Raw genomic sequence first — 12,801 nt, 5'->3', positions numbered from 1 at the left:
AGCATTGATCATGGCGACAAGAATCTACGTGCCCTGCGATACCACCGCCCTGTCCATGGGCGCGGACGAAGTGGCAAGACTGATTGAGCACCACGCCAGCGTTCAGGGTGTGGACATTGAACTGGTCCGCAACGGCTCCCGGGGCCTGTTCTGGCTGGAGCCACTGGTGGAAATCGAAACGGCCAAAGGCAGAATTGGTTATGGTCCGGTGGAACCGGATGATGTGCCGGGGCTGGTGGACGCCGGCCTGTTCGACGCCAGCTCTGATCATCCGCTGCATCTTGGTTCCGTGACCGATATTCCTTACCTCAAGCGCCAGCAGCGGCTGACCTTCTCCCGAATTGGTGTGACCGACCCGCTGTCGATTGCCGACTACCAGGCCCACGGCGGGTTTGCCGGGCTGGACAAGGCCGTGGGCATGGCGCCCCAGGCCATTGTCGACGAGGTAAAAACCTCCGGCCTGCGGGGCCGTGGCGGTGCCGCCTTCCCCACCGGTATCAAGTGGCAGACGGTGCATGACGAACCCTGGCAGCAGCAGAAGTATATCGTCTGTAATGCCGATGAGGGCGACTCCGGCACCTTTGCCGACCGGCTTGCTATGGAGTGTGACCCCTACATGCTGATTGAAGGCATGACCATTGCCGGACTGGCGGTAGGCGCGACCCGGGGCTTCATTTACCTGCGCTCGGAATACCCTGTGGCGCACCGCATCCTGGACCAGGCCATCCAACATGCTGAAACAGAAGGCTACTTGGGCGACGATGTCCGGGGCAGCGGGCAGGCGTTCCATCTGGAAGTGCGGCTGGCGGCGGGCGCCTACATCTGTGGTGAGGAAACCTCGCTGCTGGAAAGCCTGGAGGGCAAGCGCGGGCTGGTGCGTGCCAAACCGCCCCTGCCCGCGATCAAGGGGCTGTTCGGCCAGCCTACCGTGGTCAATAACGTACTGTCGTTTGCCGCCGTGCCGTTCATTCTGGCTCAGGGTGGCCAGGCCTATGCGGACTACGGCATGGGCAAGTCACGGGGCACCCTGCCAATCCAGTTGGCGGGCAACATCCGCCAGGGTGGCCTGATCGAACTGGCTTTTGGCGTTAGTTTGCGGGAGATCCTCGAAGATTTCGGTGGCGGCACCTTCTCGGGCCGCCCCATGAAAGCGGTCCAGGTGGGCGGCCCGCTGATGGCGTATATGCCGGAAAGTCAGTGGAACACGCCCATGGATTACGAGGCCTTCGGCCAGCTTAGCGCGGGTATCGGCCATGGCGGCGTTGTGGTGTTTGACGACACCGTGGACATGGGAGAGCAGGCCCGGTTCGCCATGGAGTTCTGCACCGTGGAGTCCTGCGGCAAATGCACGCCCTGCCGGATCGGCTCGGTGCGTGGTGTGGAAGTGATTGACCGCATTCGGGCCGGCGAAAACCGGGAGGCCAATCTGGTGCTGCTGGAAGAGCTGTGCGAGACCATGGTTGACGGCTCTCTTTGTGCGATGGGCGGTATGACCCCGTTCCCGGTACAGAGTGTGATGAAACATTTCCCGGACGACCTGACGGCCTGACCGACGCGAGTGGAGGCAATAACGATGTTGCAATATTTTGATCCGGGCACTTTTAACCGAGGTACAGGCGGCCTGAACCCCGATATCGACTATGGTACGCCGCCCAGCACCTCCGAAACCCTGGTTAGCCTGTCCATTGACGGCACCGATATCGCAGTGCCCGAAGGCACTTCGGTGCTGCGGGCAGCCACCCTGGCGGGTATCAACATTCCCAAGCTGTGCGCATCGGACAACCTCGAAGCCTTCGGTTCCTGTCGCCTGTGCGCGGTGGAGATCGAGGGCCGCCGCGGCTATCCGGCCTCCTGTACCACGCCGGTGTCCGAGGGCATGGCCGTCACCACCCAGAACGGCAAGCTGGGCAAGCTCCGGCGCAACATCATGGAGCTGTATATTTCCGATCACCCGCTGGACTGCCTGACCTGCCCGGCCAACGGCGATTGCGAACTGCAGGACGTGGCCGGCGCCGTGGGCCTGCGGGAAGTCCGCTATGGCTTCGAGGGTGAAAATCACCTGAACGCCGAAGTGGATGACTCCAACCCCTATTTCAGCTTTGACCCCAGCAAATGTATCGTCTGCTCCCGTTGCGTGCGTGCCTGCGAGGAAGTGCAGGGCACCTTTGCCCTGACCATTGACGGCCGCGGCTTCGACTCCAAGGTATCTGCGGGCCAGAACGATCCGTTCATGGATTCCGAGTGCGTGTCCTGCGGCGCCTGTGTGCAGGCCTGCCCCACCTCCACATTGATGGAAAAGAGCGTGATCGACGCCGGCCAGCCCGAGCACAGCGTGGTCACCACCTGTGCATACTGCGGCGTGGGCTGCTCGTTCAAGGCGGAGATGAAAGGCGACCAGCTGGTGCGCATGGTTCCCTACAAGGGCGGCGATGCCAACCACGGTCACTCCTGCGTGAAAGGCCGCTTTGCCTTTGGCTATGCCACCCACAAGGACCGCATCAAGGAGCCGATGATCCGGGACTCCATCAACGCCCCCTGGAAAGTGGTGTCCTGGGAGGAGGCCATCGAGTTCTCCGCCAGAAAGTTCAAGGACACCCAGGCCAGATACGGCCGGGAAAGCATCGGTGGTATCACCTCCTCACGCTGTACCAACGAGGAAACCTATCTGGTGCAGAAGCTGATCCGCGCCGCGTTCGGCAACAACAACACCGATACCTGTGCGCGGGTCTGTCATTCACCCACCGGCTTTGGTCTGAAGACCACCATGGGCGAGTCCGCCGGGACCCAGACCTTTGACTCGGTGATGAAGGCTGACACCATGATCGTAATCGGTGCCAACCCCACCGACGCCCACCCGGTGTTCGCCTCCCAGATGCGCAAGCGGCTGCGCCAGGGCGCGAAGCTGATTGTGATTGATCCACGCCGCATCGACCTGCTGAAAACACCCCACGGCACCGAAGGCATTCACCTGCCGCTACGCCCGGGCACCAACGTGGCGATGATCAACGCCCTGGCCCACGTTGTCGTAACGGAAGGCCTGGAAGACAAGGCGTTTATCGAAAGCCGTTGTGACCCGAAACACTACAACCAGTGGCGTGAGTTTATCGCCGAGGAGCGCAACTCTCCGGAAGCCCTGGAAGCGGTCACCGGGGTGTCGGCGGACCTGGTACGCCAGGCCGCACGAGCCTATGGCGAAGCGGGTAATGGCGCCATCTATTACGGCCTCGGGGTCACCGAGCACAGCCAGGGTTCGACCATGGTGATGGGCATAGCCAACCTGGCCATGGCCACCGGCAACATCGGCCGTGAAGGCGTTGGCGTGAATCCGTTACGGGGGCAGAACAACGTTCAGGGTTCCTGCGACATGGGCTCCTTCCCCCACGAACTGCCGGGCTATCAGCATGTGGGCGACCCGGCCGTTCGAGCCAGGTTTCAGGAGGCCTGGAATGTGGCCATTGACGATGAGCCGGGCCTGCGGATTCCCAACATGTTTGATGCCGCCATCGCCGGCAGCTTCAAGGCTATGTATGTGCAGGGCGAGGACATTGCCCAGTCCGATCCCAATACCCAGCATGTGGAAGCCGCGCTCAGTTCGCTGGATTGCCTGATCGTGCAGGACATCTTCCTCAACGAAACCGCCAAGTACGCCCATGTGCTGCTGCCGGGTTCGACGTTCCTGGAAAAGAACGGCACTTTCACCAACGCCGAGCGCCGCATTAACCGGGTGCGTAAAGTGATGGCGCCGGTGGCGGGCATGGAAGACTGGGAAGTCACCATGGCATTGTCGAACGCGCTGGGCTATCCGATGCAGTACCGTCATCCGTCCGATATCATGGATGAGATCGCCCGGCTGACGCCGACGTTTACCGGTGTCAGTTACGACAAGTTGGACGAACTGGGCAGCATCCAGTGGCCCTGTAACGACGAGCATCCCGACGGCACGCCCACCATGCACACCCTCGATTTCCCGATCGGCAAGGGCAAGTTTGCGGTCACCGAGTATGTTGCCAGCGAGGAAAAAACCAATCGCAAGTTCCCGCTGTTGCTGACCACCGGTCGCATCCTGAGCCAGTACAATGTCGGTGCCCAGACCCGACGCACCGAGAACAGCCAGTGGCATCAGGAGGATGTACTGGAAGTTCATCCCAGCGATGCCGAACTCCGGGGCATCCGCGAGGGCGACTGGCTGGGCATCACCAGCCGTGTGGGCCAGACGGTCCTGCGGGCAAGAATCAGTGATCGCATGTTGCCGGGGGTGGTGTACACCACCTTCCACCACCCGGGCAGCGGTGCCAATGTGATTACCACCGACAGTTCTGACTGGGCCACCAACTGCCCGGAATACAAGGTGACTGCGGTGCAGGTGGAGAAGGTCTCGCAGCCGTCGGAATGGCAACGCCACTTCGAGCAGTTTGACCAGCGCCAGCAAGGGTTGTTGGAACCGTCGGCCAGCCATATGGAGCAACCCGATGCCACGGCACTCAAATAACCCGGAGCTGGCAGTCATGCCAGTGATGGGGCCGGACCCTGAGAAGGGTGCGCCAGCGTCCTGTGACCTCCCGGTGGAGGTTCATGGGGGCATTGAGGGCGCCCCCGGTCAGGATAGTGTCGCCGAAGAGGTGCCGGTGGCGATGGTTTATAACGGCATATCCCATGCGGTAATGATGGCATCGCCTTGTGATCTGGAGGATTTTGCACTGGGTTTCAGTCTGACCGAAGGCATTATCGACAGCCCCGGGCAGTTGTTTAACCTGAACGTACATGCCGTCGACGAGGGCATCGCTATCGAGATGCACATCGCCGGCGACTGTTTTGCCCGTTTGCGCCAACAGCGACGGAATATGACCGGACGAACCGGCTGCGGGCTATGCGGCACCGAATCCCTGGCCCATGCGGTCCGGGCGATCCCACGCGTGCCGCTTCGCCCGATACCGGATGATGAAGACGTTCAGCGCGCTCTGAGCAGCCTTCGGCACTACCAGCCCCTGCAGGAACAGACCGGCGCCACCCACGGTGCAGCCTGGTGCGATAGCCAGGGCCGCATCGAACTGGTTCGGGAAGATGTCGGCCGTCATAACGCACTCGATAAACTGATCGGCGCACGGATACACAAGAAGGGCGAGTCGGCCTTCGACGATGGCTTTGCACTGGTTTCCAGTCGCGCCAGCTTCGAGATGGTGCAGAAAAGTGCCAGTGTCGGTATCGGTTGCCTGGTGGCTGTCTCTGCGGCCACGGCACTGGCGGTCCGGGAAGCGCGAACGGCCGGCATGACCCTGATCGGGTTCGCCCGCCCTGGGCGGCATGTCATCTACAATCGGGGCGACAGTGGCCAACCTTCCGAGGAACGCGAGCATGAGTGACCAGCAGTTGCGGAACCTGATCAAGATGATCAACCAGATCAGTGATAACAACCTCCATCATGGCGATGAGGGCGAGGCGGCGGAGGTGGTCGCCACCCACATCAGGAAGTTCTGGGCCCGGAGTATGAAACAGCAGATCAGCGATTATGCAACGTCGGACGGGGCAGAGTTGAATGCCGTTTCCCGGCTGGCCGTCGAGCGCCTCTCGTTGTAAGAACTGATGGTTTTGATTTAGACAATGAGAATTGTTAGCATTTGCACCTCGTTAACATGAGGTAATGTCTGTCATCCTGAAGGTGCGGGCAAAATGCATTAACCATTCGAGATTTGTCTATGAAAACTCCGGAGTCACGTCCCCTGCTGCTGGCGCTGGCCATAGCGGCTGTTCACGGTTCTGCACTGGCGCAATCTTCGTCCAATACCCAATCCGGCGACAACGCCAAAGCGTTACCGGACCTGGTTATCACGGCCACCCGCAACAAAAGCACAGCGGGAGAGACTCCGCAGAAGACAACCATCATTACCCGCGAGCAGATCGAACAACAGCAGGCGATTTCCAATGACCCCGGCCAGGTGCTGAGCAACCTGATTCCTTCCTACTCTCCGGGCCGTCAGAAACTGTCCAACGCCGGTGAAACCTTCCGGGGCCGGTCACCCCTGTTCCTGGTGGACGGTGTGCCGCAGAGCAATCCACTGCGGGACAGCGCGCGGGACAGCTACACCATCGATCTGGATATGGTCGAACGTATCGAAGTAATCCACGGTGCCAGTGCTGAGCACGGCCTGGGTGCGACGGGTGGCATCATCAATTTTGTAACTCGCAGGCCCGACAGCGGTGAGGTTTCCCAGTCTGTGTCGGCCAGCGTGACCAGTGACGACAACGTGGACTCCGATGGCCAGGGTTACAAAGTGGGCTACCGGATCAGCGGTCAGCAGGGCCGCTGGGACTATCTTCTGGGCGGGAACATTCAGGAGCGCGGTGTGTTCTACGACGGTGAGGATCGCTTGATCGGTGTGGCTTATCCCGGTGAACTCCAGAACACCGAAAGCTATGACGTATTGGCCAAGCTGGGTTACTGGCTGGACGATGACCAGAACGTGGAATTTTTCATCAACCGTTTTCAACTTGAAGGCAAGGGTGGATACGTACCGGTAAAGCCACAACCTGGAGACCGTGACCGCGGCGTGCCCACAACCGCACGCCCGGGCATCATTGACGGTAAGCCCGGAGAAAATGAGGTTACCACCGCTCGTCTTTCCTACTCGCACGGCGACTGGCTGGGCAACCAGGTGGATACCCAGCTATACAGCCAGACCTTCCGGGCCCGGTTTGCCACCACGCCGTTCTTCCCCTATGTGGACGCCAATGGCAACGATCAGCTCGACCAGACCCGCAACGAATCCGACAAGGTGGGCGCCAAGTTCACCCTCACCCGCGACGGCCTGCTGAACGATTACCTGACCCTGACAACGGGCCTGGATGTTCTTCAGGATGAAACCCGCCAGACGCTGGTGGAAACCGGGCGTACCTACGTACCCAAATCGCAGTTCCGCAACTACGCAGCCTTCCTGCAGGGCGATGTTGCAGCCACCGACCGTTTGACCCTGCACACCGGTGTCCGCTATGAACATGCGGAGCTTAAGGTTGATACCTACAACACCATCGACCGTAGCAATGTCACCCAGGACAACGTCACCGTCCAGGGTGGCAATCCGGATTTCAACGAAACCCTGTTCAATGCGGGTGTTGTCTATCAGGCGACGGATCATGTGCAACTGTTTGCCAACTATTCCGAAGGGTTTGGCATGCCAGATGTTGGCCGTGTACTACGCGGAATCAGCGACGAAGGTCAGGATGTTGACAACCTGCTGGTGCTGGAGCCGATCGTAACCGATAACCGTGAGATCGGTGGTCGTTTTGACTGGGACCGTTACCATCTGGAGGTGAGTTATTACGAGTCGGATTCTGACTTTGGTGAGCGCCTGACCGAAGTGAATGGCACCTGGGTCGGCAAGCGTGAAAAAACCGAAATCCAGGGCGTGGAAGTCACCGCCGATGCGGACCTGAACGACGCGCATAACCTGGCGTTTTCCTACACCTATGCGGATGGTGAGTCCGACACCGACGGTGATGGCGATGTAGACACTGAGCTGAGCGGCATCAATATTGCGCCGGAAACCCTGAAACTGAGCTGGTCAGCTGCCTGGACGAAGAGGCTGTCGAGCCACCTTCAGTTCACCCAGTTCCTGGACCGGGACATCGAAGGAGATGACCTGGACTTCGACGGATACGGGTTGGTGGATGGCTCTATGGCCTACCGGACCCGTGCCGGGAAGTTCTCCCTGGGCATCGAGAACCTGCTGGATAAGGACTACTTCACGTACTACTCCCAGTCTGCCCGGGTGAGTGACGAGTACTATTTCCAGGGCCGTGGCCGCACCGTCACCCTTGGTTATCAGCTCGACTTCTGAGCAGTCGGCATCCCAAAGCCCGGGGCCTCAGTGCTCCGGGCTTTTACTGTCACCCCAGTTCCCGCCTGAGTCGGTACAGCAGGTACACGAAGAAGGGCGCACCGATGCCCGCAACGAAAATGCCGGCCGGTAGATCCCTGGGTATGAACGCTACCCGACCCACCCAGTCCGCATAGAGAAGAATCAACGCGCCGACCAGCGCCGCGATGGGCAACAGCCCCGTGTGGCCACTGTTGACGAGTTGTCGCGCCATGTGTGGCGCAATCAGGCCGATGAACCCGACCGCCCCGGCATAGGCCACGGCAGAGCCGGCGAGGGCCACTGCCAGCATCAGGAACAGCAAACGATGGCCCTGTAGGGCGCTACCCAGGCCCAGCGCCATATCTTCCCCCATGGATTGTGCATCGAGGTGTCTGAGCTTGATCAGCGCCAGGGGCCAGCACACCATCAGCCAGGGAGCCAGGGCGGTGACGTCGTGCCACTGCGAGGCGTAGAGGCTGCCAGTGAGCCAGATATAGGCGTTCATTGCGGTGGCATCGGGGCTCAGGACCAACAGCAGGGTGGTCACTGCGGTCAGCCCGGCTGCCAGCCCGACGCCCACCAGCACCAGCCTGGCGGGGCTGATCCCCCCCTGCCAGGCCAGGGCCGTAATGCCCAGGGCCACGGCAAAGGCGCCCCCCATGGCGACGGGCGCCAGTAACAGCGAGGTACCGGTGACACCTCCGAGCCAGAGAAACAGCACCGCTGCGGCCGACGCCCCACTGGTGATGCCAATGACATCCGGTGACGCCAGCGGGTTTCTCACCAGACCTTGCAGGATGAGACCGGCTGAGCCCAGAGCAGCGCCCACCAGTATGGCCATGAGTATTCTGGGCAGGCGAATTTCCAGAATAATCAGTGCCAGCTCTGACTGATCCGGGGCGGCCAGGGTGGCGAGTACGTCTGTAACCGAGGTGGGATGGCTGCCGGATGTAAGCGCGAGAACACTGCTGACAGCCAGTAACACTGCGAGCACACTGGTGACCACCAGAACCCTGGTATTGAGTTTGATCGACCAGTGGTCGTTACGGGAGCGAAGTATCAGGGTTCGGCTCACGATACTTTCCTCACGTGTCGGGCGAGATGGAGGAACAGCGGTGTGCCCAGCAGCGCTGTCATGACTCCCACGGGAATCTCCTGGGGTGGTATCACCAGCCTGGCGAGGGTGTCGGCTGCCAGCAGCAGCGTGGCGCCAATAATGGCCGACAGGGGTAGCAGCCAGCGATGATCCGTGCCAAAGAGGCCACGAGCCATGTGTGGCACGATCAGGCCGACAAAGCCGATCAGCCCCGCCATGGCCACCGAAGTGCCTGCCAGGACAATCACCACCAGACCGATCAACAATCGCACCTGCCCTACTCTGAGCCCCAGGCCGCGGATGACCTCATCGTCCAGCCCGAGCAGGTTCAGTTGCCGGGACAATAGCAACGCGAGGATCAGGGCGCCGCCGAACAGCGGCAACAATGGCGCTATCGCATCCAGGTCGCGCCCTGAAACGGAACCCGCCAGCCAGAACAGGATGCTTTCGAAACGGTCCTGGTTGAGGATCAGCAACCCCTGGGCAAAGGAGACAAACAGCGCTGTCACCGCGACGCCGGCGAGCACCGTGCGCACGGGCGAAACACCGCGCCCGGCTTCCTGCCCCAGGAAATACACCAGCACGGCGGCCGTGGCGGCGCCGGTAAAGGCGGCCCATACCAGTTGCGATGGCGAGGTCAGCGAAAACAGCGTGGCGCCGACAACCACGAAAAACATGGCGCCGGCATTGATGCCGAGAATGCCGGGTGACGCCAGTGGGTTGCGGGTCAGCGTCTGCATCAGCGCTCCGGCAATGGCCAGGCCGGCACCTACGACCACGGAGGTCACGGTTCGCGAAAAGCGTTCCGAGTGAATGACCAGATGTTCGAGGGATCCGGGATCGTAGTCCGTCAGGCTGTTGATCAGCATCTCCAGTGACACAGGAATGTGTCCGAATATCAGGCTTGATACCGTCGCGGCCAGCAGCAGTCCCAGGCAGAGTATGGCGCCCAGCGTTTTTGCCGGTGGGGTGGTCAGCATCGTGGGCACCCCTGATGTTCAGGTTGGTGAAGGTCGTAGTGCTGGTAGAGTTCGTCCAGCATCCGATTGGCGGCAATAATACCAGCGCCCATGTTCCAGGTGACCGGGTCCACCTGATAGACGTCGTTTTGCCGCACGGCCTTCAGGTTTTTCCATAGGGGGTGGCTGGACCAGGTGTTGAACGTGCGCTGAACGGCGGGATCGTCCTCCATGAAGATGAAGACGGCTTCGGCGTCCATGGCCGGGATGCTTTCCTGGCTGGTGAGTTTTATGCCCCAGCTTTCCTGGCGATGGGAGGCTGGGGCGGAGAAGCCAAGCTCGTCCAGCACGGAGCGGGCGAAGCCGCCATAGTAGATGCGGGCATGGTCGGCCCGAAAGCTCAGGATTGCCACCTCCTGAGGCCACTGTTCACCCAGCTTTTGGCGGATGCGGGTTCTGAAATCCGCAACCCGTTCCTGCCAGCGCTTCAGCAATTCCTCACCGCGAGCCGTGCGGCCGGTGGCCTTTGCCATCATCGTAAGCAGCGCCTTGAAGTCGTAGACATCGCCCGGTATGACCGTGGGCGCGATGCGCTCCAGCAGGGGGTAGACGGTGCGATGCCGGTTTCTGGCGCCGACAATCAGGTCCGGCGACAGCCAGGCGATGCGCTCCAGGTCAGGCTGGGTTTCAAGTCCCAGATAGGTCACGCCCTGAAGGTCTTCACGCAGATACTGATACATCGGCTTTTCGGTCCAGGACTCCACCACGCCTATGGGTTCGATCCCCAGCGCCACAGCGGTATCGGTGGCGCCCTGATACAGGGATATCACGCGATCTGGCCGGCCCGTGATGGTTGCTTCACCAAGGGCATGCTCCACGGTGGTTACCGGAGTAGTTGGGATGGTAGCGATGGCAGCGATTGCTGCGGGGAATTGAAAGAAGCAGGTAACGAGCAGCAGGAAGCTGGCGTAGCGGTGCATGATAAATCCGGTTGTTTAGCGGACAGCAACTATGGGCTGATTTGATGGGGTCAATTTGATAATGAGAATGGGAGATAATATCATCTGACTTCACTCGAAAGCGACTCTAATATGCCCCTGAATCGACATTCCCCATCCCCGGATTACGATCGCCAGCCGCGACTGCGGGGTGACTCAGTGTGCGCGGGATACGACGGCCGGCAGGTGCTGACGGACGTGGATTTCACGGTGCGTGAGGGCAGTGTCACCGTTCTGTTGGGACCGAATGGCTCGGGCAAGTCCACCCTGCTGAAAACCCTGGCCCGAACTCTGGCCCCCAGCGCCGGCAAGGTGTTTCTTGACGGCAGCGATATCCATCGTCAGCCCACCCGCACCGTCGCGCAACGGCTCGGAATACTGCCACAGAGCCCCACCGCACCGGATGGGCTGACTGTCAGGGAGTTGGTAGGGCTTGGACGTTTCCCCTATCAGAGCCTGATGCGCCAGTGGTCCCGGCGCGACGAAGCCGCTGTTGAGGAGGCCATGAGGGTGGCTGATGTTGCGACGTTTGCCGACCGGCCGGTGGATGCGCTCAGTGGCGGGCAGCGTCAACGCTGCTGGATTGCCATGGTGCTGGCCCAGGAAACCGATCTGCTTTTGCTTGATGAACCCACCACGTTTCTGGACCTGAAGGTACAGGTGGACCTGCTGGAACTGCTGGTATCCCTGGCGCACACACAGGGGCGGACGCTGTTGGTAGTGCTCCACGACCTCAACCTGGCGGCGGCCTACGCCGACCGGCTGGTAATGATGAAGGCGGGCCGGATTCTGCACGACGGCCCACCGGAGACCGTGTTTACCGCCGACAACCTCAAGCAGGTGTTTGATCTTGATGCCCAGGTCATCCGTGAACCTTTGGCGGGCCGGCCTGTTTGTGTGCCGGTAAAACGAACCGTGGCAGAGACTGCTTCCTTCACCTCGCCGGCGGCAACGGCATGAGTGCCTCCGTCCATCGGTTCTGTACTGTCGACAGTATTGAGGCCGGCGATCCTCTTGCCGGCACAGCAACCCATGCCGAGAGCAATCTGCTGATCAGTTGGCCGCGGCCGAAGTGGTCGCGAAGCCTGCGAATCGCCCGTGATATGGATGACGACCTGGCATCACGGATCAATCGTCTTGCGGCCAGTGGACGGCGGGTGAACCTGATTCACCAGCGTGGTCGTCCGGAGCACAGTCACCGGCTTTACCTGTTGCCGGAAGGCCGCAGCTTTGACGTTGAGCGGCGTGACCTGCCGGCGTTTCTGGAGGCCCTGGCGTCCGGCAACGACCTGAGTGGGTGGGCCGGCGCAGCGATGACCGACTCCCTGGTGCTGTGTTGCACCCATGGCCGCAAGGACAAGTGCTGTGCCAAGTTTGGATATGCGACCTATCAGGAGCTCGCCCGTACAGTCGCAGACCGGGACCTGCCGTTTGAGGTCTGGGAAAGTTCCCATCTGGGCGGATGCCGGCTTGCGGCGAGCATCATGGTGTTCCCGTCCATGCGTAAATACGGCCGCGTTGCGCCGGAACAGGTGCTGCCTTTTCTGCAGCATGAGGCAGATGGCCTTCCCTACCTGCCCTGTTATCGTGGCCAGTCGCTGCTGACGCCTGCCCAACAGTGCGCTGAAATCTCCGCCCTGGAGTGGCTTTCTGACAGAAACATTTGTGCGGCACTGTCAGTTGGTCCGGAAGCTTCCTGTGATGACAGCAAGGAGGTTGTGGTGCAAGTGGACTGGGCGTCGAATGATGATTCCGGGGCACTGACAGCCCGATGCGGCACCATGGAGGTCGTGCGCGTCGATACCTGTGCGGACCTGGACGAGGGCCCTACGGCGTCGCTTTGCTGGGTGGTAAAAAACATAAGGCCGCTTTGAGCGGCCTTATGTGTGGTTCTG

At 60.9% G+C, this 12,801-nt stretch carries 10 protein-coding genes; 7 read left to right on the top strand and 3 right to left on the bottom strand.

Annotation, left to right across the window (positions count from 1 at the left end; translation table 11 throughout):
- Positions 1-10 precede the first annotated feature (10 nt).
- The 5 genes from SIC19_RS09725 (at position 11) to SIC19_RS09705 (ending at position 7,832) form a co-directional block, all read left to right on the top strand.
- A complete protein-coding gene (locus SIC19_RS09725; protein WP_127402066.1) occupies positions 11-1,549 on the top strand; it encodes a formate dehydrogenase beta subunit in 1,539 nt (512 codons plus the stop codon).
- 24 nt (positions 1,550-1,573) lie between these two features.
- Positions 1,574-4,489, top strand: coding sequence for a formate dehydrogenase subunit alpha (gene fdhF, locus SIC19_RS09720; RefSeq protein ID WP_127402067.1), 2,916 nt, complete (start codon positions 1,574-1,576; stop codon positions 4,487-4,489).
- The gene (fdhD, locus tag SIC19_RS09715; protein WP_083637256.1) at positions 4,470-5,360 is read left to right on the top strand and encodes a formate dehydrogenase accessory sulfurtransferase FdhD; all 891 of its coding nucleotides are present in this window, start codon (positions 4,470-4,472) and stop codon (positions 5,358-5,360) included. Before fdhF ends, fdhD begins: the two co-directional genes overlap by 20 nt.
- Positions 5,353-5,574 (top strand): formate dehydrogenase subunit delta, encoded by a 222-nt coding sequence (locus SIC19_RS09710; protein WP_075196346.1) that lies wholly within the window; start codon positions 5,353-5,355, stop codon positions 5,572-5,574. The genes fdhD and SIC19_RS09710 overlap by 8 nt, the downstream gene beginning before the upstream one ends.
- 119 nt (positions 5,575-5,693) lie before the next feature.
- Positions 5,694-7,832 carry a TonB-dependent receptor gene (locus SIC19_RS09705; RefSeq protein ID WP_075196345.1) on the top strand — a complete coding sequence of 713 codons (2,139 nt, stop codon included), beginning with the start codon at positions 5,694-5,696 and terminating at the stop codon, positions 7,830-7,832.
- A gap of 49 nt (positions 7,833-7,881) precedes the next feature.
- On the opposite strand, the gene SIC19_RS09700 is transcribed toward SIC19_RS09705, so the two are convergent.
- Genes SIC19_RS09700 through SIC19_RS09690 form a run of 3 tightly spaced genes read right to left on the bottom strand, consistent with a single transcriptional unit; the run spans position 7,882 to position 10,888 of the window.
- On the bottom strand, positions 7,882-8,928 hold the full coding sequence (locus SIC19_RS09700) for a FecCD family ABC transporter permease (protein WP_075196344.1): 1,047 nt from the start codon (positions 8,926-8,928) through the stop codon (positions 7,882-7,884).
- Positions 8,925-9,929: a FecCD family ABC transporter permease gene (locus SIC19_RS09695; protein WP_075196343.1), complete on the bottom strand. Its 1,005-nt coding sequence runs from the start codon at positions 9,927-9,929 to the stop codon at positions 8,925-8,927. Before SIC19_RS09695 ends, SIC19_RS09700 begins: the two co-directional genes overlap by 4 nt.
- Positions 9,923-10,888 (bottom strand): ABC transporter substrate-binding protein, encoded by a 966-nt coding sequence (locus tag SIC19_RS09690; RefSeq protein ID WP_075196342.1) that lies wholly within the window; start codon positions 10,886-10,888, stop codon positions 9,923-9,925. Before SIC19_RS09690 ends, SIC19_RS09695 begins: the two co-directional genes overlap by 7 nt.
- Before the next feature lie 111 nt (positions 10,889-10,999).
- Between SIC19_RS09690 and SIC19_RS09685 the strand changes: the two genes are divergently transcribed.
- Both SIC19_RS09685 and SIC19_RS09680 read left to right on the top strand, forming a co-directional pair.
- A complete protein-coding gene (locus tag SIC19_RS09685) occupies positions 11,000-11,866 on the top strand; it encodes an ABC transporter ATP-binding protein (protein WP_075196341.1) in 867 nt (288 codons plus the stop codon).
- A complete protein-coding gene (locus tag SIC19_RS09680) occupies positions 11,863-12,780 on the top strand; it encodes a sucrase ferredoxin (RefSeq protein WP_075196340.1) in 918 nt (305 codons plus the stop codon). The genes SIC19_RS09685 and SIC19_RS09680 overlap by 4 nt, the downstream gene beginning before the upstream one ends.
- Positions 12,781-12,801 lie beyond the last annotated feature (21 nt).

Source organism: Marinobacter sp. MIT930201 (assembly GCF_047122665.1).
Lineage (GTDB): Bacteria > Pseudomonadota > Gammaproteobacteria > Pseudomonadales > Oleiphilaceae > Marinobacter > Marinobacter salarius.
This window is presented reverse-complemented; position numbering and strand designations above follow the sequence as displayed.